Here is a 26,353-nt window from a genome sequence, read left to right as displayed (position 1 = left end):
CGGCTGGGCCGCTTCCCGGCAAAAGCCCCTGGCGGCCGCTGGCGCAACAAAGCGCCAGCTAGCCGCGGCCCGTGCTGCCGAAGCCGCCGGCGCCGCGCTCCGACGCGTCGAAGTCCGTCACGACTTCGAAGGCCACCTGGGCCACGGGCACGATGACCATCTGCGCCAGGCGGTCCATGGGATGCAACGTGAAGTCGGCACTGCCACGGTTCCACGTCGACACCATCAATTGCCCCTGGTAGTCGGAGTCGATCAGCCCGACCAGATTGCCCAGTACGATTCCGTGTTTGTGGCCCAGGCCCGAACGCGGCAGGATCAGGGCGGCGTATCCGGGATCGCCGATATGGATGGCCAGCCCCGTGGGCACGAGCGCCGTCTCGCCCGGGGCAAGGGTCAGCGCGGTTTCCAGGCAGGCACGCAAGTCCAGGCCGGCGGCGCCGGGCGTGGCGTAGGCGGGCAGGAATTCGCGCATGCGTTCGTCGAGGATTTTCAGGGCTACGGATTTCATTGTTTCGGGATGGTAAGGCTGGAGCATCCGCCGAACGCGGACGGCAAGGGATTCAGCGGGCGGGTTTACCGGGCTCGTGTTTGGCGATGGTGGTCAACGGAGGCAGGCGAGTGGGCGGCTGGCCGGCCCGTGTCCGCTGGCTGCGGGCAGCCCGCCAAAGCATGCCGGCGAAAATCAATAGAAAGGCGACGGGCACCAGGTCCTGCGGATCGAATCCCGGCTGGCGCAGCGCCTGGAATAGCATGCGAAGCGCTTGCCACGCGATGGCGAGGGCCACGATGGTGACCGCCAGAGCGCCACGGCGCTTGCCGGCGCGCGCGGCCAAAGTGTCCTGCGCGGGTGGCGCGGTGCCGCGTGACGGCGCGGAAGCGGGTGTGGCCGACGCGGCCCCGCGGCCCCACGCCGCGGCAGGCCGGCGGGCGGCAGTCGGCGCCTCGCGAACCACTTCGCCGGGCGAGGGCGGTGGCAGCGGTGACGGCCCCGCGTGGCCCGCCTTGCCGAGGACCTGGCCCGGCGCGGCCTGGCCGCGGTTCACCAGTTTCTCGATATAGCGGACGTAATCGCCGTCCTTGGGCTCGCCATCGATCGTCATGCGAGCTCCTACCGGCGCGTCCGGCGCGCGGCCGAGGGGATACGCCGCTTGCGCAGCATCACGCACAACAGCCATACGCCAAGCAGGATAGAGATGCCCGTGCCGATCAGCATGCCGATGTGGCTGGCGCCCGAGATATCGTCCGTGTGCCGCATGGTCAGGTAGCCGGGCGCAAGCATGGCCGGCATCCACAGGGCGGCCGACAAAACATTGGCCGCCTGGAAGCGGGCGTGGCTCATTCCCATCACCCCGGCGACCGTGGGGATCGTGCTGCGGATGGGGCCCATGAACCGTCCGGCCAGCACCGAAGCGAAGCCGTACCGCGAAAAGAACAGCCGCGCGCGCGCGACGGCGGGGCGATGATTGCTGAGCGGCCAGCGGCGCAGCACGCGCGGGCCGACGCCGCGCCCCAGCCAATACGACAGGGCATCGCCCACGACGGCGCCCGCGATGCCCCAAAGCAGGATGGTGCTGCCGTCCAGCGATCCGCTGCCGACCAGCCCGCCGGTGATCAGCATCAGCGCCGTGGCGGGCACGAACAGCCCGACGATTACGAGCGATTCCGCCATGGTCAGCAGGGCCGTGATGGGGCCAGCCCAATCCTGGTTGGCCTCGATAAAGCTTCGTACCTGGTCGACGAATTGGTCCATGTCGCGCCCCGCCATTCGGATGCGGTATCTTACCTTGTCGGCTGGGCGCCGCGCGGGGCGGCGCCGCGCACCGCTGGCAAGGGAATACACGCAAACATGGATTCGCTTACGCACGTTGCAATGGGTGGGGCCATTCAGGCCTCCCTGCTGGGTCGCTTTCAGGGACGCAAGGCGCTGCTGTATGGCGCCGTCCTCGCCACGCTGCCGGATCTGGACGTGTTTGTGCCGTATCCCGATCCGGTTTCGCTGATGACCTATCACCGGGGTTTTTCCCATTCTCTCTTCGTCCTGACCGGCCTGGCCGCCGTGCTGGCCTGGCTGGTGCGCCGGCGCTGGCCGTCGGTACCGTATTCCGCGAGCCGCTTATTCCTTACCTTGTGGCTGGTGCTGATCACGCACCCGTTGCTGGATGCGATGACGACCTATGGAACCCAGCTGTTCTGGCCGTTGCCGGTGCAGCCTGCCAGCCTATCCAGCATCTTCATTATCGATCCGGTCTTCACGCTGCCTTTGCTGGCTGCATTCCTGGCCAACCTCGTCTGGGGCGAACGCATCAGCCGCCTGCGCGGCGGGGCGCTGGGGTTCGCGGCGGCCTACCTGGCCTGGACGCTGGTCGCGAAAACCCTGGTCGAGCAGCACGTGCGTACCGCATTGGCCGCGCGCGGCGAGCGCGCGTCGGCGATGTTTTCCGCGCCCATGCCCTTGAATAGCCTGCTTTGGCGGGTTGTCGCGCGCGGGCCCGACGACACGTACTACGAAACCGTGGCCAGCGTGTTCGATCGCGACGAACCGGAGCAATTGCGCCAGCCGCTGAACCGGGGATTGCTGCGGGGCCTGCCGCCCGATCGACTGCTGGCGCGACTGAAGTGGTTCACGGGGGGCTGGCTGCGCTACGACGCGATCGGCGGCGACCTCGTGGTCACCGATTTGCGCATGGGCATGCCTGGGTATTACACCTTTCGATTCGTCATGGCGAGGGGCTCACCCTTGGCGGGTTGGCAGACCGTCCTGCCCAGCCGATGGCCGACCGATCGCGGCGGGTGGGCTGAACTGCGGCAGATATTGAATCGCATCGTCGCGCCGCAGCCGCCCCTGCCATTGGGAGCCTGGGCCAGCCGCACCACCCAGGCTGCTTCCGCGCAGGCGGACTAAGAGCAAGTCAGCCGGGCAGTCGCGCCGCGATCTCGGCGACAAGGCGGCGGGCCGCATCCAGCTTGGCGGCCGGCGGCAGCGGATGCATGCCGCTTTCATCGAAAAGCACGAGCTCGGTGTCGTCGAGGTCCATGACACGATGCGCCAGGTTGCCGACCAGTAACGGGACACCCTTGCGCCGGCGCTTGGCTTCCGCATGCGCGGCCAGGTCTTCGGTTTCCGCCGCGAAGCCCACGCACCATGGGCCGTTCGGCATTGCCGCCACCTCGGCCAGGATGTCGGGGTTGGGTTCGAATTCGAGTACCGGCGCGCCGCCCCCGGATTCGTCCTTCTTCATTTTCTGTGCGCTGGCGTTTTTCACGCGCCAGTCGGCGACGGCGGCAACGGCGATGAATATATCGGCCTGCCGCGCCTGCGCCATGACCGCGGCGTGCATCTGCCGCGCCGTCTGCACGGGTTGGATATCCACCCCGCGGGGGGCGGGCAGGGATGTCGGCCCGCTGACCAGCGTGACGCGGGCTCCCGCCTCTCGGGCGGCCCGCGCGATCGCATACCCGGTCTTGCCCGACGAACGGTTGCTGATGACGCGCACCGGGTCGATGGGTTCGACCGTCGGGCCGGCGGTCAACAGCACATGCTTGCCCGCAAGCGTCTTGGGTTGGAAGAAGGCGATGACGTCGGCCAGGATCTCATGCGGCTCCAGCATGCGGCCGTCGCCGATCTCCCCGCAGGCCTGGTCGCCTGCCGCCGGGCCCAGGATTTCGATGCCGTCCTCGCGCAATTGCGCGGCGTTGCGCTGCGTGGCGCGGTTGGCCCACATTTCGCGGTTCATGGCCGGCACGATCAGCAGGGGGCAGGTGCGCGCCAGGCACAAGGTGGACAACAGGTCGTTGGCCATGCCGTGCGCCAGCTTGGCGATGAAGTCGGCGCTGCAGGGGGCGATCAGCACGGCGTCGGCGCCGCGCGTCAGGTCGATGTGCGCCATATTGTTATCGACGCGCGCATCCCATTCGCTGACATAGACGGGCCGCCCTGACAGCGCCTGCATGGTGACCGGCGTGATGAAGTGCGTGGCGGCGTCGGTCATGACGACGTCGATGACCGCCCCTTGTTCGGTAAGCCGGCGCACGAGCTCGGCGATTTTGTAGGCGGCAATGCCACCCGACATGCCTAGGACGATACGTTTGCGGGCGAGATCGAGCATGGAAGAATCGCGGATCGGGAAGACGTGCCCATTATGCGCCGATCATGGCCGGTTGACAGGGCCCGGATCGGGCTTGCGCATCCGCAGCAGTTCATCCAGCACCAGCAGGATGGCGCCGCAGGTAATCGCGACGTCGGCCACATTGAACGCCGGGTAGTACCAGTCCTTCCAGTAGAAAAGCAGGAAATCGACCACGTGGCCGTAGACGACCCGATCGATCACGTTGCCCAGCGCCCCTCCCATGATCATCGCCAGGGCCAGCGAGAATCGGGGATGTGCGCGGCGTCCCTGGCGCCCGAGGATCACCGTGATGACGATGGCGGCGACGACGCCCAGCGCGGTGAAGAACCAGCGTTGCCAACCCGCTTCCGTGGCCAGGAAACTGAAGGCCGCGCCACGGTTGTACACCAGCGTGAAATCGAATATCGGCAGCACATTGACACGCTGGCCATAGGAGTAGCTGCCGTTGAAGTACAGCTTGGCTGCCTGGTCCAGGACGATCACGACCAGGGCTACCAAAAGCCAGAACGCCAGTCCGCGGCCACGTGGCGCGGGCGCCGCGCCGGCGGCGGATAACCGATCGCCCGCCTCAAGCATGCTCGCGCGCCTCGCCGGTGCCAAACAGGTTGCTGACACAACGACCGCAGATTTCCGGATGGTCCGGGTCCACACCCACGTCGGCCCGCCAGTGCCAGCAGCGTTCGCATTTCTTGTGCGAGGACGGCGCGATCGCGATCTGCAGCTCGCCACCGGTGCCCGCATGTACCGTCGCCCGGGAAACGATCAGGACGAAGCGCAGGTCGTCGCCCAGACTGCGTAGCGCATCGAGGTCATCGCCGGATGCGGTGATGTCGATCTCGGCCTGCAGCGACGAACCGATGCCGCCGGCGCTGCGCACTTCTTCGAGCTTGCGCATCACTTCCGCGCGGATGGCCCGCAGGCGACTCCATTTGGCGGGCAGCGGGTCCCCCTCGGCCAGTGGCGGCAAGGCCTGGAAGACTTCCGCGAACACCGTGGCGCGTGCGACGTCGGCCTGGTGCGTGAGCGCGGTGCCGGTCAATTCCTTCCATGCCTCTTCGGCGGTGAAGGACAGCACGGGAGCCATCAGCTTGACCAGCGTCTGCGTGATGTCGAGCAGCGTGCTTTGCGCGGATCGGCGCGCCACGCTGGTGGTGCCGGTCGTGTACAGGCGATCCTTCAGGATATCCAGGTAGAACGCGCCCAGGTCTTCGGAGCAGAAGGTCTGCAGGCGCGACATCGCGGGATGGAAGTCGTATTTTTCGTAGTGGCCCAGCACTTCCTGCTGCATTTGCGCGGTCATGGCGAGCGCATAGCGGTCGATCTCGAGGCGCTGCGCATAGGGCACTGTCATCGACACCGCGTCGAAGTCGGCCAGGTTGGCCAACAGGAATCGCAAGGTATTGCGGATGCGGCGGTAGCTTTCGACCACCCGCTTGAGGATCTCGTCGGAGATGGACAATTCCCCGGAGTAGTCCGTGGACGCCACCCAAAGGCGCAGGATCTCCGCGCCGAGGGAGTCCGAGACCTTCTGCGGCGCGATGACGTTACCCACCGATTTGCTCATCTTGCGGCCCTGGCCGTCGACGACGAAGCCGTGCGTGAGCAACGCGTTGTACGGAGGGCGGCCGTAAAGCATGCAGCCCGTCAGCAGAGAGGAGTGGAACCAGCCGCGATGCTGGTCCGAGCCCTCGAGGTAGAGGTCCGCCGGCCAGGCCAGTTCTTCGCCATGCGAACCCGATTGCGTCGCGTCCTTGCCGCCCAGTACCGTGAAGTGCGTGGTGCCGGAGTCGAACCACACATCGAGCGTGTCGCGGCTTTTCTCGTACATGTCGGCTTCGTCGCCCAGCAGTTCGCGCGGATCCAGCGACTGCCAGGTTTCGATGCCGCCCTGTTCGACCCGCTGCGCGATTTGCTCCAGCAGTTCGACGGTGCGGGGGTGCAGCGCACCGGTTTCCTTGTGCACGAAGAACGCCATGGGCACGCCCCATTGGCGCTGGCGCGACAAGGTCCAGTCGGGACGGTTGGCGATCATGGCGTGCAGGCGCGCGCGGCCCCAGGCGGGATAGAAACGCGTCGCTTCGATACCGGCCAGCGCGGCTTCACGCAGGGTGGGGCCGCCCTCGCGCGGTGTGATATCCATGCCGGCGAACCATTGATTGGTGGCGCGGTAGATGATCGGCGTTTTGTGCCGCCAGCAGTGCATATAGCTGTGCTTGTGCTTTTCGCTGTGCAGCAGCGTACCGGCCTCGCGCAGGGTTTCGACGATCTTGGGATTGGCGTCCCAGATGCTCAGGCCGCCGAACAGCGGCAGCGTGGAGGCGTACCGACCGTCGCCCATCACGGGGCTGAGCATGTCCGCATCGGCCAGGCCGTGCGTCTTGCACGACACGAAATCCTCGATGCCGTAGGCGGGCGCCGAATGCACCACGCCCGTGCCGGTATCCAGGGTGACATAGTCGCCCAGGTAGATGGGTGACAGTCGGTTGTAGCCGGCATCGACCCGTGCAAGAGGGTGATGGAACGTCAGCCCGGCCAGCGCTTCCCCGCGCGTGGAGGCCACGATTTCACCCTGCAGGCCCCAGTGTTCCAGACAGGTTTGCACGCGTTCGGTCGCCAGCAGCAGCAGCGGACCGGTGGGCAGGGCAGCGGATACACGCACCAGCGCGTACTCGATTTCGGGATGCAGGTTCAGCGCCTGGTTGGAAGGAATCGTCCAGGGCGTGGTCGTCCAGATCACAATGGCGCCATCGTCCACGGACGCCAATCCGAATGCGCGCGCCAGGCCTGCCTTGTCGGCGAAGGGGAAGGCTACATCAACCGCCGGGTCCACGCGGTCGGCGTATTCGACTTCCGCCTCGGCCAGCGCCGAGCCGCAATCGAAACACCAGTTCACCGGTTTCAGGCCGCGGAACACATAGCCCTTATCCATGATGCGCGCCAAGGCGCGGATTTCATTGGCCTCGTTGCGAAAGGCCATCGTCATGTAGGGCCGGTCCCACTGCCCCAGAACGCCCAGGCGCTTGAAGTCCTTCTTCTGCCGCTCGATCTGCTCGTGCGCATAGGCCCGCGCCTTGGATTGCATCTCCGCGACGGGAAGGTTCTTGCCGTATTTCTTTTCGATCTGAATTTCGATCGGCATGCCGTGGCAGTCCCAGCCCGGCACGTAATGGGCGTCGTAGCCGGCCATGTTCCGGCTTTTCAGGATGATGTCCTTCAGGATCTTGTTGACCGCGTGGCCGATGTGGATGTCGCCGTTGGCATAGGGCGGTCCGTCATGCAGGACGAAGCGCGGCCGCCCTTTGCTGGCGGCACGGATGGCCTGGTAAACGTGGTTTTCCTCCCATTCGGCAATCCATGCGGGCTCGCGCTTCGCAAGGTCGCCCCGCATCGGAAAGGAGGTATCGGGCAGGTTGAGCGTCTTTTTATAGTCCATGAACGGCAAAGTAGGCGCGCGCGTTTCGCGCGTCTTCGGCGATGGCGGCTGTCAGGGAAGGGAGATCCGGGAACTTTTCTTCGTCCCGCAGCTGTTGCAGGAATTCGATCCGCACGAGTTTACCGTATGCATCCAGGGCGGCGGCGTCCAGCACATGGGCTTCCAGCAGCACCTGCCCGCCGTCCTCCACGGTGGGGCGTACGCCCAGGCTGGCGACGGCGGGTAGGGGCGTATCGCCCAGCCCGTGCACCCGTACCACGTAGATGCCCGAGCGGGCCGCGCAGCGCGGCGTTACCCGTACGTTGAGGGTGGGAAAGCCAAGGGTGCGGCCCAGCTTGCGGCCGTGCACGACGTGGCCGCTGAGGTGGTAGGGGTGGCCCAGCAGATCCTGCGCGCGCGCCAGGTCGCCCACGGCCAGGGCGGTGCGGACCTCGGAGCTGGAAATGCGGTGCCCATGTGCGTCGGTGACGTCGGCAAGCGTTTCCACGTCGAAACCGTGGGTTCTGCCGGCGTCGCGCAGCAGCTCGATGTCCCCGCTGCGTTTGTGGCCAAAGCGAAAGTCCGGGCCGACGAGGATCCATCGGGCGCCCAGGCCGCGCACCAGCAACCGGTCGATGAAGGTTTCGGGCGACATTTCCGCCAGGCGGGCGTTGAATCGCTCGACGACCACCTGTTCGATGCCGAATCGCGCCAGGGCGTCCAGCTTGTCGCGTAGGCCGGTGATACGCGTCGGCGCGAGTTCCGGGCGTTGATTCAACACGGCGAAATATTCGCGCGGATGCGGTTCGAAGGTCATGACGGCCGGTGTCAGGCCGCGTTCACGGGCCGCGGCGCGCACGCGCGCCAGCATGGCCTGGTGTCCCCGATGCACCCCGTCGAAGTTGCCGATCGTCAGGGCGCAGGGGCGGCGGGCGCCGGGCGGGGGAAGGGAGCGGAAGATGTGCAGCGCGGGTTTCACGAACGAGAGTTTACAATTTTGCCCGCGCTTGCTCTTTATTTCCTCTGGAACATACACCTTGGCAGCTTTATCTTCGGGTCGTCGGCGGCTCGTTATTCTGATTTCCGGCCGCGGCAGCAATATGCAGGCCCTGGTCCAGGCCTGCCGCCGCGAAAACTGGCCGGCCGATATTTCCGCGGTCATCGCCAGCCGGCCCGATGCGGCTGGCCTCAAATGGGCCCGCGAAGCCGGCATCCCGGCTGCATCTGTGTATCACCGCGATTTCCCCGGGCGCGAGGCGTTCGACGCCGCCCTGGCCCAGGAGATCGACCGCTATCGGCCCGATTACGTGATCCTGGCGGGATTCATGCGCGTGCTCACGCCCGGCTTCGTCAGCCGCTACGCGGGCCGCCTGGTCAATATCCATCCGTCCTTGCTGCCGGCGTTTCCGGGCCTGCACACCCATGGCCAGGCACTGGCTACGGGGGTACAGGTGCATGGCTGCACTGTCCATTTCGTCACGCCCCTGCTCGATCATGGGCCCATCATCGCGCAGGCCTGCGTGCCTGTGCTAAGCGGCGATACGCCGGAAAGCCTCGCCGAGCGCGTCCTGGGCATGGAGCACCAGATGTTTCCCGCGGCGGTGCGCTGGCTCGTGGAGGGGCGTGTCAGCCTGACGGCGGACCATCGCGTCCAGGTAGAGGGCGAGCCGTCGCGCCTGTTCATAGGGTCCGCCGGCGATACCGCCGGAACGTAAACCGATCTTTTATCGATGGGCGAACGCCCGTCAGGGAATAGACATGAAGAAACCGCATCGCGCCGGCGCAAGATCCATGGCGCCGCGCGCCGGCGAGGCGGATCGTCCGCGCCCGTCGTTTGCTGCCATCCGGCTGGGCCAGGTGCAGCAGGTTCTGGGCGAGATGCTGCAGTGGGCGCATCCCGCGGACGGCGTCCTGACACATTGGCTGCGCGCGCATCCCGCGCTGGGCGGGCGCGACCGCGCGGAAGTGGCGGAGGCGGCCTACGACGTCCTGCGCAATCTCCGGCGCTATCGGCGCTTTGCCGAAACCGGCGTCGGGGCCGCCGCGCGCCGGCTGGCCATCCAGGGTCTGGCCGCCACGCAGGGGCGGGAAGTCCTGCGCGACGCATTGACGCCCCAGGAAAACGATTGGCTGGACCACATCCTGCGGATCGATCCGGCCACGCTGCCGCGCGCCGTGCGCGCCAGCCTGCCGGATTGGCTCGATGAGCGCCTGGGGGCTTTCGAGAACGCCGACGCCCTGGTCGATGCCTTGAACCGCCCGGCGCCGCTCGATCTGCGCGTCAACCCCTTGAAGGCGGATCGGGATACCGTCCTGCAAGGCCTGAGCAACGGCCCGGCCGCGCGCTACCAGCCGCGTCCCATGCCTTTCTCGCCGTGGGGGATACGCCTGGACGGACATCCGCCCGTCAATCGGTGGCCTCAGTTCGAGGCCGGGGAAATCGAGGTCCAGGACGAGGGCAGCCAGCTTCTTGCCCTGCTGGTGGCGCCACGGCGCGGCGAAATGATCATCGATTTCTGCGCCGGCGCCGGCGGCAAGACCTTGCTGATCGGGGCGCTGATGCGGTCGACGGGCCGGTTGTACGCCTTCGACGTGTCGGCCGCGCGCCTGGCGCGCGCCAAACCCCGTTTCGCGCGCAGCGGCCTTTCCAATGTGGTGCCGGTCGTCATCGACAGCGAAAACGACACCCGGGTCAAACGCCTGGCCGGCAAGGCCCAGCGGGTGTTGGTGGATGCGCCCTGCAGCGGCATCGGCACCTTGCGGCGAAATCCTGACCTGAAATGGCGCCAGCACCCGGAGGCATTGCAGGAACTGGGCGTCCTGCAGACCCGCATCCTGTCCGCGGCGGCCCGCTGTGTCGCGCCGGGCGGGCGGCTGGTCTACGCCACCTGCAGCTTGCTGGTGGAGGAAAACGAGGCCCAGGCCGAGATCTTCCTCGCCACGCACCCCGAGTTCGAACGCCTGGACGCCGCCGCGCTCGTCGGCGCGCGCTGCGAGGGGCTGAACCTGCAAGGCCCTTACATGCAGCTGCGGCCGGACGTGCACGGCACCGATGGCTTTTTCGCGGCCGTGTTCGAGCGGCGCAAGGGCGGCGCGACGGCCGAACAGGCTGCCGTCTCGAGTGAGCCTGTCCCCCTGGAGCCGCCCGCCGAAGCGGACGCGGCCGACCGGGCCGAGGCTGACCCACAACCGCTGGCCGGGCAGGCGCCGGTCAGCGATCCGTCGGCCGGCCAGGCGTGACGGTCGCGCTTCCCTGGACCGCCCGTGTGCCCAGGTTCCGTGCCTGGAAGAAAATCTCCCAGGCGAAAGCGTCCTGTCCCGGCCTTTCGCCGGCGTGGTACAGGACGCGCGTTACCGGCACCTGGACGTGGCGGCACTTCGCCGAGCGGCTTGCTTGACCGGTGGTCGTATTCACCACCAGCTTGCCCAGCGTCGGGCGCGTCTTCACGATGACCGGCGGGGCGCGCATGGCGCGGCAGCCGGATTCCTGGATTTCGTAGTATTCGGCCAGCACAACGGTTTTTCCGGTTGGCACGGACCACGTCAGGCGCTCGGGCGCATCCGCTGCGCGGACGCCGCCGACCGGGAAAGTAAGGAAGAGCGCGATGGCTGTGGCGCAAAAGAAACGCCCTCGCGCCCTGAGGGCGGGCCTGGGCAGGTCGCCCAGGTCCTCGGACAGGGCGTGAAAGGCGCCGGAAGGGGCCGGTGCCGGGCGAGGCGTTGAAAAAGCGGTCAAGATGAGCACAGTAGTGGGGGAAAACAACAATTTTGCCGGAATTTCAAGTGGGTTGGGTCAATGTTGGGTGCTGTCATAACGGCGCAAGGTAGGCTAAACTCCGAAGCTGGCTCTTAGCTGAGGTCTCTACGCCCTATATGGATCACATCCTTTCCTTCGCCGCCGGCGGTTTCTTGCACGCTTCCTGGTGGCAGATCGTCATTTTCACCTTGGTTGCAACGCACGTCACCATCGTCGGCGTCACGGTGTTCCTCCATCGCAGCCAGGCGCACCGCGGTCTGGACCTCCATCCGGCGGTCATGCACTTCTTCCGCTTCTGGCTCTGGATGACCACCGGCATGGTCACCAAGGAATGGGTCGCCATACACCGCAAGCACCACGCGAAATGTGAACGCGACGGCGATCCGCACTCGCCCATGCTGTTCGGCATCTGGAAAGTACTGTTCCGCGGCGCCGAGCTCTATCGCGAAGAAGCCACCAACGCAGAGACCATGGCGAAGTTCGGCCACGGCACGCCGGATGACTGGCTCGAGCGCAATGTCTATGCGCGCCACAGCCTGATGGGCGTGATGATCATGCTCGCCCTGGATATCGCCATGTTCGGCGCCGTCGGCGTGACGGTCTGGGCGGTGCAGATGGCCTGGATTCCGTTCTGGGCGGCGGGCGTCGTCAATGGCATCGGCCACTATTGGGGCTATCGCAACTACGCCAGTCCCGACACCAGCACCAATGTGTTCCCGTGGGGCATCGTCATCGGCGGGGAAGAGCTGCACAACAACCACCACGCCTACGGTACCTCGGCCAAGTTCTCCGCCAAGTGGTACGAGTTCGACATCGGCTGGGGCTATATCCGTATCCTGCAATTCGTCGGCCTGGCCAAGGTGAAGAAAGTCGCGCCCAAGCTCAAGCTGGAATCCCACAAGCCGATGGTGGACCTCAGCACCCTGCAGGGCGTGATTACCCACCGCTACGAAGTGATGGCGCGCTACGGCGACATCATCAAGAGCGCTGCCCGCCAGGAACTGGCCAAGCTCAAGACCTCCCGCAACCCGGATGGCGCGGAATGCCGCTGGACGACCCTGCGCCGCGTTCGTCGCTGGCTTCATCGCTCGGAAGATGCCTTGCAGCCGGAGCAGGTCGCCCAGTTGGACCAGGCCATCGCCGGCAGCCAGTCGTTGTCGACGCTGGTACAGATGCGGCGCGAGCTGGGACGCCTGTGGGAAAGCTCCAGCGCGAGCAGCGAACAATTGCTGAGCCATCTGCAGGCCTGGTGCCAACGGGCCCAGCAGAGCGGCATTGAAGGGCTGGAGCAGTTCGCCGACCGACTCCGCCGCTACGCGGCATGATCGACAAGTTAAATCCGGAACAACGCGCCGCAGTCACGCTGGAACCGCAGCACGCCCTGGTCTTGGCCGGGGCGGGTAGCGGCAAGACGCGCGTCCTCACTACCCGCATGGCATGGCTGATCCAGAACGGATTGGCCAGCCCCTATGCGCTGCTCGCGGTCACCTTTACCAACAAGGCCGCGCGCGAAATGCTGGCACGCATTTCGGCCATCCTCCCCATCGATACGCGCGGTTTGTGGATTGGCACATTCCACGGCCTGTGCAACCGGCTGCTGCGGGCTCACCACCGCGATGCCGGTCTGCCGCAAGCCTTCCAGATCCTCGACACCGCGGATCAATTGGCGGCGATCAAGCGGCTGCTCAAGGCCAACGGCATCGATGACGAGAAATATCCGCCTCGCGATGTCCAGCGCTTCATTAACGGCGCCAAGGAAGAGGGCGAGCGACCGGGCGACCTCGAAGCCTGGGACAGCCACCGACGGCGCCTGATCGAAATCTATCAACTGTATGAAGCGCAGTGCCAACGGGAAGGGGTGGTCGACTTTCCCGAATTGCTGTTGCGCGCATACGAGCTTCTCTCGCGTAATGCGCCGGTACGCGAACATTACCAGCGCCGGTTCCGGCACATCCTGGTCGACGAGTTTCAGGACACCAATACGCTGCAGTACAAGTGGCTAAGGATGCTGGCGGGCGGTGGCGCGTATATTTTCGCGGTCGGGGACGATGACCAGTCCATCTATGCGTTTCGGGGCGCGAATGTCGGCAACATGTCCGACTTCGAACGCGACTACGCGAAGGGCACGGTCATCAGGCTGGAACAGAACTATCGTTCCTACGGCCATATCCTGGATTCCGCAAACGCGCTGATCGACCATAACAGCGGCCGGCTGGGCAAGAATCTGTGGACCGAACAGGGCGAAGGCGAGCCGGTACGGGTCATCGAGCAACCGTCCGACGGCATGGAAGCGCAGTGGGTCGTCGACGAAATCCGCTCCCTCGTCAACGAGGGGCGGGCGCGCCGCGAGATCGCCGTGCTCTACCGCAGCAACGCGCAATCGCGCGTGCTGGAGCATGCCCTGTTTTCGGCTGGAATACCCTATAAGGTCTATGGCGGCCTGCGCTTTTTCGAACGCCAGGAAATCAAACACGCCCTTGCGTACTTGCGGCTCATCTCCAATCCGCATGACGATACGTCGTGGATGCGCGTGGTCAACTTCCCCGCGCGGGGCATAGGCGCACGCACGCTGGAACAACTTGCGGATGCGGCTCGGGCCCATGACACCAGCCTCTACGGTGCCGTGGCCCGCGTCGCGGGAAAGGGCGGCTCCAATCTGGCACAGTTCGCGACATTGATCGGCCGCATGGCCGATGACACCCGTGAACTGCCCCTGCCTGAGATGGTCGAACATGTGCTCGAGGCCAGCGGGCTGATCGAACATTACCGTGGCGAAAAGGAAGGCACCGAGCGCATCGAGAACTTGAACGAACTTGTCACGGCCGCTGCGGTGTTTTCGACCGAGGAAAATTTCGACGGCTTGCCAGCGGGCGTGCCCGCCCAGCGCGACGCGATAGCGGATCCGGCGCTCGAGGCGAACATCAACCCCGTCCCGGACAACCTGACGCCGCTGGCCGCCTTCCTGTCCCATGCGGCATTGGAAGCGGGTGACAACCAGGCGCAGGCAGGGCAGGACGCTGTGCAGATGATGACGGTTCACGCCGCCAAAGGGCTGGAGTTCGATGCGGTCTTCATCACCGGCCTGGAAGAAGGCTTGTTCCCGCATGAAAACAGCGTGCTGGAACAGGCGGGCCTGGAAGAAGAGCGGCGCCTGATGTATGTCGCGATCACGCGCGCGCGCGAACGCCTGTACCTGAGCCTGGCCCAAAGCCGCATGCTGCATGGGCAGACGCGCTACGCCATGCGTTCACGTTTCCTGGCAGAGATCCCGGAACAGCATTTGAAGTGGCTGACGCCGCGCGCAGGCGCTGCGGACGACCATTTTGGCGGGGGATCGGTATGGGGCGGGGCTCCCCGGGACGCATTCGGGCGCAAACCCGTAAGCGCCATCGCACCGCGCCAGCCCCGTGGGGTGACTTCGGGTGTGACGGTCGGCGACCGGCATTACCGCATTGGCCAGGGCGTCCGGCATGCCCGTTTCGGCGATGGCACCATCATTGGCCTGAGCGGCACCGGCCAGGATGCGCAGGCCCAGATCCAGTTCCGGGATGTCGGCGCCAAAACCCTGGCGTTGGGTATCGCCAAACTGGACGTCATCGCGGGTTGATCCGACACGGTGCGCGGGGCCGCCCGGCCGGATCGTTTCGTGCCGAGGGCGATGCGATACCGGAAACAGGCGGGCGTCCATGGGCGCCCGCTTGCTTTCAGGGTGGCGAGGAAACCGAGACGGTTTTCTCCGCCGCTTCGATGGCTTCGTGCAAACCCAGCCACTGTTCTTCCAGTGTCGCCATGCGTTTGCCCAGTTCGCCGTGTTCGCTCATGACTTTCTGGCGTTCCGCGCGGCGAGCGTCCGAGTACAGGTCGGCATCGGCAATCAATGCGTCCAGCGATTCCAGGCGCGCCCGCACGGTTTCCATTTCAGCGTCCACCTTGGCCAGCTTGGCCTCCAGCGGCTTGCGGGCCGCCGCCATGCGTTGCCGTTGTTCGGCCTCCAGACGGCGCTGCTGCTTGCGGTCTGCGGGCGGCGGCGTATCGCTCGCGTTGGCACGCGCGGCTTCGGCTTTTTCCTCCGTGCCCCGCGCGGCCAGCCAGTCCCGATAGTCCTCCAGGTCGCCTTCGAATTCACGTACGATGCCATCGGCGACGATCCAGAAGCTGTCCACCGTGGTGCGCAACAGGTGGCGGTCGTGGGAAACCAGCAGCATACTGCCGGCGAATTCCGCCAGCGCCGCGGCCAGGGCCTCGCGCGTTTCCACATCCAGGTGGTTGCTGGGTTCGTCGAGCAGAAGCAGGTTGGGCTTCTGCCAGACGATCAGGGACAACGCCAGACGCGCTTTTTCGCCGCCGGACATGGGGCCCACAGGCCCCGTCACTGCGTCACCGGAGAAACCGAAGCCGCCCAGGTAGTTGCGCAATTCCTGTTCGCGCGCGTCGGGTGCGATGCGCGCCAAATGCAGAAGCGGCGTGGCGTTCAGATCCAGCATATCCAACTGGTGTTGCGCGAAGTAGCCGATCGACAGGCCGCGCGAGGCTCGCCGCTCGCCCGATCGCACGGGCAGGGTCTCGGCCAAGGTCTTCACCAGCGTACTCTTGCCCGCGCCGTTGGCCCCCAGGATACCCACACGGCTGCCCGCGCGCACCATCAGCGTCACGTCGCGCAGGATATCGACCGGCCGGCCGTTGTCATCCGTATACCCCGCCGATAGCTTCTCCAGCACCAGCAACGGATCCGGCATATGGTCCGGTGATGGAATGCGGATGTCGATGCCGGCTTCGGCGTGCAGCGGCGCCAGCGTCTGCATGCGCGCCAATGCCTTCACTCGGCTTTGCGCCTGCTTGGCCTTGGATGCCTTGGCCTTGAAACGGTCGATGAATCCCTGCAAGCGGGCCGTTTCCCGGCTTTGCTTTTCCCAGGCAATGCGGGTTTGACGCAAGCGTTCGGCGCGTTGCTCGAGGAAATCCTGGTAGCCGCCACGGTAGCGCACGAGCTTGCCATGGTCGAAATGCAGGATGGCCTTGGCCGCTGCATCCAGGAACTCCGTATCGTGAGAAATCAGCAATACCGTGCCGGGATATGCCGTTAGCCATTTTTCCAGCCACAGCATGGCGTCCAGATCCAGGTGGTTGGTCGGCTCGTCGAGCAGCAGCAGGTCGGACGGCGCCATCAGCGCGCGCGCCAGCGCCAGCCGCATGCGCCAGCCGCCCGAAAAGCTGGCAACCGGCTGGGTCCATTCCGCTGGCTTGAAGCCCAGCCCGGCAAGCAGTTGTTCGGCGCGCGACGGCGCGCTCCAGGCGCCGGCTTCAATCAGCGCGGCTTCGGTTTCGGCGATCTCGGTACCCTGGTGATCGGCGAGCTCGGCACGCCGGGCCTGCAGCTCTCGCAGGGGCGTATCGCCATCGATGACGAACTCGCGCGCGGGGCGGTCGTCGGCGTGCAGTTCCTGCTGAACGCTGGCGATGCGCCAATCGGGAGGCAGGGTAAGGTTGCCGGCGTCGACGTCGAGCGTGCCCGTCAGCAATGCGAACAGGGAAGATTTGCCCGCGCCATTCTTGCCGACGATGCCGACGCGTTCCCCCGGGTTGACGACGAAGTCCGCGTCGTCCAGCAGGACCTTGGTCCCGCGGCGCAGGGTGATTCCAGATCCGCGTATCACGGCGCCAGTTGCTCGCGGGTCAGCAGAATGATCTGGTCCGAGGCCTCGGACGAATCCAGCCAAACGGGTTCCAGCTCAGGAAATGCGCTTTCGAAATGCGCGCGTTCGTGGCCGATTTCCAGTACCAGCAGACCCTTGGGTGCCAGGTAGGCAGGGGACTCGGTCAGGATGCGCCGGACCAGGTCCATGCCGTCATCGCCGCCAGCCAGGGCCAGATGCGGCTCGTGCCGGTACTCCTGCGGCAAGGCATGCATGGAGTCCGCATTCACGTAGGGTGGGTTGCAGATGATCACGTCGTACTGGCGTGGCGCCAGTTTCTGGAACAGATCGCTGCAATGCAGGAAGACACGGTCATGCAGGTTGTAGGCGCCCACGTTGTGCATTGCGACTTCCAGTGCGCTGGCAGAAATGTCGACGCCATCGACGTGCGCGAAAGGGAATGCCAGTGCGGACAGCACCGCCAGGCAGCCCGAGCCGGTGCACATGTCCAGGACATACTCGACTGTTTCGGGGTCCGCCACCCAGGGTGAGAGGCTGTCGTCCAGCAGTTCGGCGATCGGCGAGCGGGGCACGATGACGCGGTTGTCGACATAGAAGCGGCGTCCGCGCAGCCATGCCTCGTTGGTCAGGTAGGGGGCCGGCACGCGCTCGCGCACGCGCCTGTCCAGCAGCGCCAGGACTTGTTCGCGTTCTTCCGCCAGAACGTGCGCGTCCAGGAAGGGATCCAGCGTATCGAGGGGAAGGTGCAGCGTGTGCAGCACCAGATACACGGCTTCGTCCCAGGCATTGTCGCTGCCGTGGCCGAAACTGACCTGGCCGGCGTTCAGCCGGGAAACGCCGTAGCGGATAAGGTCGCGGACGGTGAGCAATTCGGGGCGATTGGATAAGGACATTGGGCGGTCACACCGCGAGCAGCAGGTTTTCGACCGTGCGGCGATAAATGTTCTTCAGGGGAACGAGCGAGTCGAGCTCGATGCGTTCGTTGACTTTGTGGATGGTCGCGTTGCAGGGACCGAATTCGATGACCTGCGGGCAGATCTTGGCCAGGAAACGGCCATCGGACGTACCGCCGGTAGTGGACAGTTCCGTCTCCAGTCCCGTTTCCGCGCGGATGGCGTCGGTGAGCGCGGTGCTGAGCGTGCCCTTTGGGGTCAGGAAGGGTTCGCCGCCCAGCTCCCAATCGATGTGGTAATCGACGCCGTGCTCGTCCAGCACGGTCGTGACACGGGACTTCAGGCTGTCCGGCGTACTCGCGGTGGAAAAACGGAAGTTGAACACCAGGACCGCTTCGCCGGGCACGATATTGGTTGCGCCCGTGCCGGCGGACATATTGGAGACCTGGAATGTCGTCGGAGGAAAGTAGGCATTGCCCTGGTCCCATTCGATGGAGACCAGTTCGGCCAGCGCCGGCGCAACGTCGTGAACGGCGTTGCGCGCCAGATGCGGATAGGCGACGTGGCCCTGCATGCCTTTGACCTTCAGGCGGCCCGTCAGGGAGCCACGCCGGCCGTTCTTGCAAACATCGCCCAGGCGATCGGTCGAGGTGGGTTCCCCTACAATGCAGTAGTCCAGCGTTTCTCCACGTTCTTGCAGCCATTCGCACACGCGCACGGTGCCGTCCACCGATGGGCCTTCTTCATCGGAGGTCAGCAGCAGCGCGATGGAACCGGCATGCGAGGGGTGGGTAGCCACGAATTCCTCGACCGCCACCACGAACGCCGCGATGGAGCTTTTCATGTCGGCCGCGCCGCGGCCATACAGGAAACCGTCGCGCTCGACCGGTACGAAAGGATCGCTTTCCCATTTCTCCAGCGGGCCGGTGGGGACCACGTCGGTGTGTCCGGCGAATACCACCAGCGGACCGGTCGTCCCGCGGCGCGCCCACAGATTGGTTACGCCGTTGCGAACAATGCTTTCGCAGCGAAAACCGCTCTGTTCCAGCCGCAGCGCCAGCATCCGTTGGCAGTCGAAGTCCGCCGGCGTGACCGAGGGGCGGGCGATCAGATCCTTGACCAGGTCGAGTACGGCGGTTGCAGCCATTACGCCCTCAGCAAATCATTGATGCTGGTCTTTGCACGGGTCTGGGCATCCACGCGCTTGACGATCACGGCGCAATACAGGCTGTGCGAGCCGTCGGCCGCGGGCAGCGACCCCGGCACGACCACCGAACCCGACGGGATGCGCCCGTAGGTGACCTTGCCCGTGGCGCGATCGAATATCTTGGTGCTTTGCGACAGGTAGACACCCATGGAAAGCACCGAGTTCTCTTCCACGATGACGCCTTCCACGATTTCGGAGCGCGCGCCGATGAAGCAGTTATCTTCGATGATGGTGGGATTGGCCTGCAGCGGCTCCAGCACGCCGCCGATGCCGACACCGCCGGACAAATGGACGTTCTTGCCGATCTGCGCGCACGATCCTACGGTGGCCCAGGTATCGACCATGGTGCCTTCGTCCACATAGGCGCCCAGGTTCACGTACGACGGCATCAGGACGACGTTGCGGCCGATGAAGGCGCCGCGACGCGCCACGGCGGGCGGCACTACGCGGTAGCCGCCGTGCTGGAACGCGGCGTTGCCATATTCGGCGAACTTCAGCGGCACCTTGTCGTAGAACTGCAGCGGGGCTTCGCCCATGACGGCGTTTTCCTGCAGACGGAACGAAAGCAGGACCGCCTTCTTGATCCATTGATGCACCAGCCATTCGCCCGTCGCTTTATCCGCCACGCGCAGGCGACCCGTGTCCAGGGCATCGATGGTGTGTTCGACGGCTTCGCGGATTTCCGCGCTGGCATCGGTGGGCGTCAGGGAGGCTCTGGCTTCCCAGGCGTATTCGATGGTTGTTTGAAGGTCGAGAGTCATGTTTTTCAACGGTTGAGGGGTTAGACAGCAATCTTGGCGAAATTGGCGATGCGTTCGGCGGCGTCGACGCACTGCGCCAACGGGGCGACCAGCGCCATGCGGATGCGGTTCAGCCCGGGATTGCGGCCGTGGGCGTCGCGGGCGAGATAGCTGCCCGGAAGTACCGTTACCCCGGTGCTGGCGTACAGCTCGCGCGCGAAATCCGTATCGGGTATCGGCGTGGCGACCCATAGATAGAACGACGCGGCGGGCCGCGTGACGCTCATCGCGCGCTGCAGAATGGGCACGACCGCATCGAATTTCTCGCGGTAAAGCCTGCGATTCTCTCGCACATGGGTCTCATCGGTCCAGGCCGCGATGCTGGCGGCCGACACGACAGGGCTCATCGCGCTGCCGTGGTAGGTCCGGTAAAGGAGGAAGCGGGCGACAAGGCTGGCGTCGCCGGCAACGAAACCCGAGCGCATGCCCGGCACGTTGGATCGCTTGGACAGGCTGGAGAAGACGATCAGGTTGCGATAGTCGGTACGGTCCAGTGCGTGCGCGGCCTGCAATCCGCCCAGTGGAGGCTGGGTTTCGTTCAGGTAGATCTCCGAATAGCACTCGTCGGACGCCACGATGAAACCGTAGCGGTCGCTCAATTCCAGGATCTCGCGCCAATCGTCCATGGACATGACGTTGCCCGCGGGGTTGCCGGGCGAGCATACGTACACCATGCGGGCCTTGCGCCAAACTTCCTCGGGAACCTGGCTCCAGTCCGCCCCGAAGTTGCGGTCGGGATCGGCGTTGACGTAATACGGTTGGGCACCGGCCAGCAGCGCGGCGCCTTCGTAGATTTGATAGAACGGATTCGGGCAGATCACCACGTCGTCGCCCGTAGGGTCGATAACGGTTTGGGCGAAGGCGAACAGCGCCTCGCGCGACCCGAGCACGGGCAGGACCTGGGTCTCGGGATCGGGTGCGGCAATGCCGTAGCGCTTGGCCAGCCATTGCGCGATGACCTCCCGCAGACGCGTCTCGCCCTTCGTCGTGGGATAGGATGCCAGCCCGCCGGGCAGGGCCTGCACCATGGCCTGAGCGACGCGGGCCGGCGTGTCATGCTTGGGTTCGCCGATGGATAGGTTGATGGGCGCCAGGCCGCTGGGCGGCGCGCCCGCATCAGCCATCAGGCGGCGGAGTTTTTCGAAGGGGTAGGGGTGCAGTGCATCGAGGCGGGGGTTCATGGGGCGCGATTTTAACAAGCAAGCTACAATATCGGGCTCCGCTTGCGAAGGTGGCGAAATTGGTAGACGCACCAGGTTTAGGTCCTGACGCCGTAACAGGTGTAGGGGTTCGAGTCCCCTCCTTCGCACCACTCTTTGAACCCGTTGATTTCGTGGATTTGTCCGTTGGACTTAAAGCCATAAGAATCAACGGGTTGCGGGCCGAGTGGCAGACCTTGGCCAAGACCAGGGTGCAAGTCCCGCAAGGCTAGGCTGCACGTCCCTACCAGGGGCCAGGTTGCATGTCCCGGCCACCATCGGCCGGCAGAAGCGTTGCAAGTGCGGGCCGGCTTTTCGATCCACCCGCCCCGGGGGCTGGCCGGCGCCGCCATATGGTTGGTTCGCGGGGGTTGGTCCGCGGTCGATGCGGGCCGCCGGATTCTTTCGGGTAGCTGTGCTTTATCCCGTTCCACGAATTGCCGATATATGACATTCGTCAAGGTTCCACGATCGCACAAAGCCTAAAGTTGTGGTGATTAAGCCAAGCGTGCGCCGCGTTGCGACGGCGGTTCGCCGCAGGTCACGACAACTGCTTATTTTCGGCGGGCCGTGGTTGACCCGGAAAAAAAATCCCGATTACACTCGATCAGCGAGATATTCAAGCGACGTGGTCTTAATTCTATCTGTCGCCGTCATAGGTACTGTAGTTGCCGGTTTCCCTTCCTTGATAATCTAGCGAAATCTTTTTCTATTCATCAGCTCAGGTGGTGGCAAATATGGCAACCGGCATCGTCAAGTGGTTCAACGCGGAAAAGGGATACGGCTTTATCGTTCCCGACGATGGCAGCAAGGATCTGTTCGTGCACTTCTCGCAGATTCGCACGGAAGGGTACAAGACGCTGCAGGAAAACCAGCGCGTCACTTACGAAGTAGGCCAGGGCGCCAAGGGGCCTGCCGCCATGAATATCCAGATTCTGAAGTAGGGCTGCGCGCCGAGCCAGCGGCGGCCGTGGTCACTGCTGCGATCCCCGCGCATTCCGTCGTCCCGCACTGGACGGGGTCGGGAAAAAGAAAAGAAAGGCGTGTCGGTCGGACACGCCTTTCTCTTTTTGCAGCCTGTGTCCGCATCCGAATTCAATGCGCGGCGTAGTCCTTGGCCGGCGACGGCGGCGCCAGGAGCCGGTCCACGTAGGCGATACCGATGGCCGAAAGAATGAACACGCAGTGGATGATCGTCTGCCACATGACGCCGCTTTCCGTGTACTTGACGTCCGCGGTGCCCAGCGCGCCGGCCTCGATGAAGGTGCGTAGCAGGTGAATCGACGAAATGCCGATGATGGCCATTGCAAGTTTGACCTTGAGCACGCTGGCGTTCACATGGCTTAACCATTCCGGCTGATCCGGATGCCCTTCCAGCCTAAGGCGCGAGACGAAGGTCTCGTAGCCGCCCACGATTACCATGACCAGCAGGTTTGAAATCATGACGACGTCGATCAGGCCGAGGACGATCAACATGATCTGTTGCTCGCCGAAGGACGTCGCATGGCTGACCAGGTGCCAGAGTTCCTTCAGGAACAGCAGCACGTAAACACCTTGCGCGACGATCAGGCCGAGATACAAGGGCAACTGCAGCCAGCGGGAGCTGAAGATGAGGGCCGCCATGGTGCTCAGGCGGGGAGGAGTGTCGCCAGGGGCGCGTGGTTGCATGGGCATGAAGACTCGGGATGCGAAACGGGATCGAATTTTATCAAGCTGACAGCAGCCTTTCCGTGCTGCCGCGTCGGCGTCCGCATGCTTATCCATCACGTGGAATCAACGCCCGAAGTTATCCGTCCCCCGCCGCGGCGGCGGCTTGAAAGAGGGCAAACGACTTTCCGGTAAAATGACCGGTTGATTCCCATCTTCCCTTCACTCGCAAAATAGGTCTTTTCAATGCAGCCTGTGGTTGAAACCCTCTCCGGCCTGAAGCGCCGCGTCGATCTGTCCGTGTCCGTGGCGGACGTCGAAAAAGAAGTCCAGGCGCAGCTGAAGCGCGTCGCGCGCACCGCCAAGGTGCCCGGCTTCCGTCCCGGCAAAGTGCCCATGGCCATGCTGGAGCGCAGCCACGGCCCCGGCATTCGCTATGACGTTATCAACACGCAGGTGGGCCGTGCGTTCGAACAGGCCGTGGATTCCGCCAAGTTGCGTATCGCCGGCGCTCCCGCCATCGAACCGAAGACCGAAGGCGTCGCGGAAGACGCGCTGGCGTTCTCCGCCACGTTCGAGGTCTATCCCGAAGTTTCCGTGCCGGACCTGGCCAGCCTGTCGGTGACTCGCTATGACAGCCCGGTGACCGACGCCCAGGTGGACCAGACCATCGAGGTCCTGCGCAAGCAGCGCGCAACCTACGAGGCGCGCGAAGGCCGTGCCGCGCAGGACGGCGACCGCGTCACGCTGGACTTCGCCGGCACAATCGACGGCGTGCCGTTCGAAGGCGGCAAGGCCGAAGGGTTCCCGTTCGTGCTGGGCCAGGGCCGCATGCTGCCCGAGTTCGAGGCCGCGGCGAAGGGGCTGAAAGCGGGCGACACCAAGGTGTTTCCGCTGACTTTCCCGGCCGACTATCAAGGCAAGGAAGTCGCCGGCAAGACGGCGGAGTTCACCATCACGGTCAAGGAAGTGGCCGAAGCCGTGCTGCCGGCCGTGGACAGCGAATTCGCGAAGTCGCTTGGCCAGTCCGAAGGCGATGTGGAAAAGCTGAAGGCCGACATCCGCAAGAACGTCGAGCGCGAAGCCAAGACCCGCTTGCTGGTGCGCACCAAGAACAGCGTCATGGATGCCTTGGCCGAAGCGGCCAAGTTCGATGTGCCCACCGCGCTGGTGGACAGCGACGTCAGCAGCCGTGTGGCGGCTGCCCGTGAAGAACTCAAGCAGCGCGGCCTGCCGAACGCGGATTCCGTGCCGATTCCGCCCGAAGCTTTCAGCACCGAGTCCGAACGCCGCGTGCGTCTGGGCCTGTTGGTGTCCGAGCTCGTCAAGGACGCCCAATTGCAGGCCAAGCCGGAACAGGTCCGCGCACGCATCGAGGAATTCGCCCAGAATTACGAGGAGCCGGCGCAGGTGGTCAGCTATTATCTGGCCGACCGGCAGCGCCGCGCTGAAATCGAAGCGCTCGTCGTGGAAGACAATGTCGTTTCCTATGTGCTGGAAAAAGCCAAGGTCACGGATGAGCAGGTGCCTTTCGATCAGTTGATGGGGATGGCTTGATGAACAGATTTACGGATTTCTACGCGTCGATGCACGGCGGCTCGTCCGTGACGCCGACCGCCCTGGGGTACATCCCCATGGTGATCGAGCAGTCCGGGCGCGGCGAACGGGCATACGACATCTATTCCAGGTTGTTGCGGGAACGCGTCGTATTCCTGGTGGGCCCGGTGAATGACAATTCGGCCAACTTGGTGGTGGCCCAATTGCTGTTCCTGGAGTCGGAAAATCCGGATAAGGACATTTCCTTCTACATCAACTCGCCTGGCGGTTCCGTTTATGCGGGCATGGCCATCTACGACACGATGAATTTCATCAAGCCGGATGTGTCCACGCTATGCACGGGGCTGGCAGCCAGCATGGGCGCGTTCCTGCTGGCCGCGGGGAAGAAGGGCAAGCGTTATTCGCTGCCCAACTCCCGCATCATGATTCACCAGCCGTCGGGCGGCGCCCAGGGCCAGGCCAGCGATATCCAGATCCAGGCACGCGAGATCCTGGACCTGCGTTCCCGCTTGAATCGCATCCTGGCGGACAACACGGGCCAGCCGGTAGAGCGCATCGAACAGGACACGGAGCGCGACAACTTCATGTCGGCGGAAGATGCGGTATCGTATGGCTTGGTGGACAAGGTACTGGCCTCGCGTTCCGAGGATCGCTAAGGCGTCCCCGGATCCGGTTCCTTCCCGCCGCTATTTCAAGCCAGCGTAGGATGGGTGGTGCGCGCAGGCGCGGCGCCCATCGTCACCAGAGATATATATGCCTGAAAAAAAGGGATCGGCAGACGCGAAGGTGCTGCATTGCTCTTTTTGCAACAAGAGCCAGCACGAAGTCCGCAAATTGATCGCGGGCCCCTCCGTGTTCATCTGCGACGAATGCATCGATCTTTGCAACGATATTATTCGGGAAGAGGCGCAGGCGACGGCGCGTGCCGCCATTCGCTCGGAATTGCCCACCCCGACTGAAATCAAGAAGTTCCTGGACCAGTACGTGATCGGCCAGGACACTCCCAAGCGCACGCTGGCAGTTGCTGTATATAACCACTACAAGCGCATCCGCCACGGCGAGCTCAAGGGCGACGAAGTCGAGCTCTCCAAGAGCAATATCCTCCTGGTGGGGCCGACCGGCTCGGGCAAGACATTGTTGGCGCAGACCTTGGCGCGCATGCTGAATGTGCCCTTCGTCATGGCTGACGCGACCACGCTGACCGAAGCCGGATATGTCGGCGAGGACGTGGAAAACATCATTCAGAAGCTGCTCCAGAACTGCAATTATGAAGTTGAAAAGGCGCAGCGTGCGATTATCTACATCGACGAAATCGACAAGATCTCTCGCAAATCGGACAACCCCTCCATCACCCGCGACGTATCGGGCGAGGGCGTCCAGCAGGCTTTGCTCAAGTTGATCGAAGGCACGGTCGCGTCCGTGCCCCCCCAGGGCGGCCGCAAGCATCCGAACCAGGATTTTGTCCAGGTCGATACGACCAATATCCTGTTCATCGTCGGGGGCGCCTTCGACGGGCTGGAGAAGGTCATCCGTGATCGTACGGAGAAATCCGGCATCGGCTTTTCCGCGTCGGTGCGCGCCAAGTCCGAGCGCGGCGTGGGCGAATTGTTCAGCGAAGCGGAGCCGGAGGACCTCATCAAGTTCGGCCTGATTCCTGAACTCGTCGGCCGTCTGCCCGTGGTGGCGACCCTCGGCGAGCTGGACGAGGCTGCCCTGGTGCAAATCCTTACCGAACCCAAGAACGCGCTGGTCAAACAGTTCCAGAAGCTGTTTGCCATGGAAGGCGCGGAATTGGACGTGCGTCCCGCCGCCTTGCGCGCCGTTGCCCGCAAGGCCCTCAAGCGCAAGACGGGGGCGCGTGGACTGCGGTCCATCCTCGAGTCCGCGATGCTGGATACGATGTACGAGCTACCCTCGCTCGGCAATGTCAGTCGCGTCGTGCTCGACGAGAACGTCATCGATGGCGATGGTCAGCCTTTGCTCATCTATGCGGATGATGCCGCGCAGGCATCGAAGCCGGATCGGGGCGAAGTCAGGGACGCCGCGGCCTGATTCCGCGAAAACCCGCCTCGGGAGGCGGGTCTTTCGGGGTTTTCGCGG

The 26,353-nt window shown here is 64.6% G+C and carries 23 protein-coding genes and 1 tRNA gene; 10 read left to right on the top strand and 14 right to left on the bottom strand.

The annotated features are described in order from the left end of the window. Positions 1–58: 58 nt before the first annotated feature. The 3 genes from dut to ACO1P8_RS21890 are packed head-to-tail and all read right to left on the bottom strand — an operon-like array spanning position 59 to position 1,750. Positions 59–508, bottom strand: a complete 450-nt coding sequence (gene dut / locus ACO1P8_RS21900) for a dUTP diphosphatase (protein ID WP_486297960.1) — start codon at positions 506–508, stop codon at positions 59–61. Positions 509–560: 52 nt separating this feature from the next. Further along, the gene (locus ACO1P8_RS21895; RefSeq protein ID WP_486297959.1) at positions 561–1,100 is read right to left on the bottom strand and encodes a hypothetical protein; all 540 of its coding nucleotides are present in this window, start codon (positions 1,098–1,100) and stop codon (positions 561–563) included. Positions 1,101–1,108: 8 nt separating this feature from the next. Then, on the bottom strand, positions 1,109–1,750 hold the full coding sequence (locus tag ACO1P8_RS21890) for a DedA family protein (protein WP_486297958.1): 642 nt from the start codon (positions 1,748–1,750) through the stop codon (positions 1,109–1,111). 96 nt (positions 1,751–1,846) lie between these two features. Between ACO1P8_RS21890 and ACO1P8_RS21885 the strand changes: the two genes are divergently transcribed. Next, entirely contained in the window at positions 1,847–2,902 is a 1,056-nt protein-coding gene (locus ACO1P8_RS21885) for a metal-dependent hydrolase (protein ID WP_486297957.1), read from the top strand. A gap of 7 nt (positions 2,903–2,909) precedes the next feature. Here ACO1P8_RS21885 and coaBC read toward each other — a convergent pair whose 3' ends face one another. The 4 genes from coaBC to ACO1P8_RS21865 are packed head-to-tail and all read right to left on the bottom strand — an operon-like array spanning position 2,910 to position 8,518. Beyond that, on the bottom strand, positions 2,910–4,106 hold the full coding sequence (gene coaBC / locus ACO1P8_RS21880) for a bifunctional phosphopantothenoylcysteine decarboxylase/phosphopantothenate--cysteine ligase CoaBC (RefSeq protein ID WP_486297956.1): 1,197 nt from the start codon (positions 4,104–4,106) through the stop codon (positions 2,910–2,912). A gap of 42 nt (positions 4,107–4,148) precedes the next feature. Beyond that, entirely contained in the window at positions 4,149–4,703 is a 555-nt protein-coding gene (gene lspA, locus ACO1P8_RS21875; RefSeq protein WP_486297955.1) for a signal peptidase II, read from the bottom strand. After that, positions 4,696–7,560 (bottom strand): isoleucine--tRNA ligase, encoded by a 2,865-nt coding sequence (gene ileS / locus ACO1P8_RS21870; RefSeq protein WP_486297954.1) that lies wholly within the window; start codon positions 7,558–7,560, stop codon positions 4,696–4,698. Before ileS ends, lspA begins: the two co-directional genes overlap by 8 nt. Continuing rightward, the gene (locus tag ACO1P8_RS21865) at positions 7,550–8,518 is read right to left on the bottom strand and encodes a bifunctional riboflavin kinase/FAD synthetase (protein WP_094842657.1); all 969 of its coding nucleotides are present in this window, start codon (positions 8,516–8,518) and stop codon (positions 7,550–7,552) included. Before ACO1P8_RS21865 ends, ileS begins: the two co-directional genes overlap by 11 nt. Before the next feature lie 121 nt (positions 8,519–8,639). Between ACO1P8_RS21865 and purN the strand changes: the two genes are divergently transcribed. Together purN and ACO1P8_RS21855 are read left to right on the top strand one after the other, a co-directional pair. After that, entirely contained in the window at positions 8,640–9,254 is a 615-nt protein-coding gene (gene purN, locus ACO1P8_RS21860) for a phosphoribosylglycinamide formyltransferase (protein WP_486297995.1), read from the top strand. Positions 9,255–9,417: 163 nt separating this feature from the next. Continuing rightward, positions 9,418–10,779, top strand: a complete 1,362-nt coding sequence (locus ACO1P8_RS21855) for an RsmB/NOP family class I SAM-dependent RNA methyltransferase (RefSeq protein WP_486297994.1) — start codon at positions 9,418–9,420, stop codon at positions 10,777–10,779. Here ACO1P8_RS21855 and ACO1P8_RS21850 read toward each other — a convergent pair. Continuing rightward, positions 10,751–11,074, bottom strand: coding sequence for a hypothetical protein (locus tag ACO1P8_RS21850; RefSeq protein ID WP_486297953.1), 324 nt, complete (start codon positions 11,072–11,074; stop codon positions 10,751–10,753). The two genes, ACO1P8_RS21855 and ACO1P8_RS21850, sit on opposite strands and share 29 nt — an antisense overlap. Before the next feature lie 338 nt (positions 11,075–11,412). Between ACO1P8_RS21850 and ACO1P8_RS21845 the strand changes: the two genes are divergently transcribed. Next, a complete protein-coding gene (locus tag ACO1P8_RS21845) occupies positions 11,413–12,621 on the top strand; it encodes a DesA family fatty acid desaturase (RefSeq protein ID WP_486297952.1) in 1,209 nt (402 codons plus the stop codon). After that, a complete protein-coding gene (locus ACO1P8_RS21840) occupies positions 12,618–14,903 on the top strand; it encodes a UvrD-helicase domain-containing protein (RefSeq protein WP_486297951.1) in 2,286 nt (761 codons plus the stop codon). Before ACO1P8_RS21845 ends, ACO1P8_RS21840 begins: the two co-directional genes overlap by 4 nt. A 97-nt stretch (positions 14,904–15,000) precedes the next feature. Here the strand turns inward: ACO1P8_RS21840 and ACO1P8_RS21835 are convergent, their stop codons facing one another. Genes ACO1P8_RS21835 through dapC form a run of 5 tightly spaced genes read right to left on the bottom strand, consistent with a single transcriptional unit; the run spans position 15,001 to position 21,031 of the window. Next, positions 15,001–16,950, bottom strand: a complete 1,950-nt coding sequence (locus ACO1P8_RS21835; protein ID WP_486297950.1) for an ABC-F family ATP-binding cassette domain-containing protein — start codon at positions 16,948–16,950, stop codon at positions 15,001–15,003. After that, positions 16,947–17,843 carry a 50S ribosomal protein L3 N(5)-glutamine methyltransferase gene (gene prmB, locus ACO1P8_RS21830; protein WP_486297949.1) on the bottom strand — a complete coding sequence of 299 codons (897 nt, stop codon included), beginning with the start codon at positions 17,841–17,843 and terminating at the stop codon, positions 16,947–16,949. Before prmB ends, ACO1P8_RS21835 begins: the two co-directional genes overlap by 4 nt. Positions 17,844–17,850: 7 nt before the next feature. Next, entirely contained in the window at positions 17,851–18,990 is a 1,140-nt protein-coding gene (dapE, locus tag ACO1P8_RS21825) for a succinyl-diaminopimelate desuccinylase (protein WP_486297948.1), read from the bottom strand. After that, positions 18,990–19,811, bottom strand: coding sequence for a 2,3,4,5-tetrahydropyridine-2,6-dicarboxylate N-succinyltransferase (dapD, locus tag ACO1P8_RS21820; protein WP_486297947.1), 822 nt, complete (start codon positions 19,809–19,811; stop codon positions 18,990–18,992). Before dapD ends, dapE begins: the two co-directional genes overlap by 1 nt. Positions 19,812–19,831: 20 nt before the next feature. Continuing rightward, positions 19,832–21,031 (bottom strand): succinyldiaminopimelate transaminase, encoded by a 1,200-nt coding sequence (dapC, locus tag ACO1P8_RS21815; protein WP_486297946.1) that lies wholly within the window; start codon positions 21,029–21,031, stop codon positions 19,832–19,834. A gap of 44 nt (positions 21,032–21,075) precedes the next feature. Between dapC and ACO1P8_RS21810 the strand changes: the two genes are divergently transcribed. Both ACO1P8_RS21810 and ACO1P8_RS21805 read left to right on the top strand, forming a co-directional pair. Beyond that, positions 21,076–21,162: transfer RNA gene (locus ACO1P8_RS21810), tRNA-Leu, on the top strand. Positions 21,163–21,786: 624 nt separating this feature from the next. Next, on the top strand, positions 21,787–21,993 hold the full coding sequence (locus ACO1P8_RS21805; RefSeq protein ID WP_086065757.1) for a cold-shock protein: 207 nt from the start codon (positions 21,787–21,789) through the stop codon (positions 21,991–21,993). A 151-nt stretch (positions 21,994–22,144) separates the two neighbouring features. Here the strand turns inward: ACO1P8_RS21805 and ACO1P8_RS21800 are convergent, their stop codons facing one another. Then, positions 22,145–22,723: a TIGR00645 family protein gene (locus ACO1P8_RS21800; RefSeq protein ID WP_486297945.1), complete on the bottom strand. Its 579-nt coding sequence runs from the start codon at positions 22,721–22,723 to the stop codon at positions 22,145–22,147. 219 nt (positions 22,724–22,942) lie between these two features. Between ACO1P8_RS21800 and tig the strand changes: the two genes are divergently transcribed. The 3 genes from tig (at position 22,943) to clpX (ending at position 26,305) form a co-directional block, all read left to right on the top strand. Further along, positions 22,943–24,253, top strand: a complete 1,311-nt coding sequence (tig, locus tag ACO1P8_RS21795) for a trigger factor (protein WP_486297944.1) — start codon at positions 22,943–22,945, stop codon at positions 24,251–24,253. Then, positions 24,253–24,909, top strand: coding sequence for an ATP-dependent Clp endopeptidase proteolytic subunit ClpP (clpP, locus tag ACO1P8_RS21790; protein ID WP_094842645.1), 657 nt, complete (start codon positions 24,253–24,255; stop codon positions 24,907–24,909). Before tig ends, clpP begins: the two co-directional genes overlap by 1 nt. Positions 24,910–25,006: 97 nt before the next feature. Continuing rightward, positions 25,007–26,305, top strand: coding sequence for an ATP-dependent Clp protease ATP-binding subunit ClpX (clpX, locus tag ACO1P8_RS21785; protein ID WP_486297943.1), 1,299 nt, complete (start codon positions 25,007–25,009; stop codon positions 26,303–26,305). Positions 26,306–26,353 lie beyond the last annotated feature (48 nt).

The organism is Bordetella sp., from assembly GCF_057362025.1.
The sequence above is the reverse complement of the archived record's forward strand: the minus strand, read 5'-3'. Positions and strand labels throughout refer to the sequence as shown.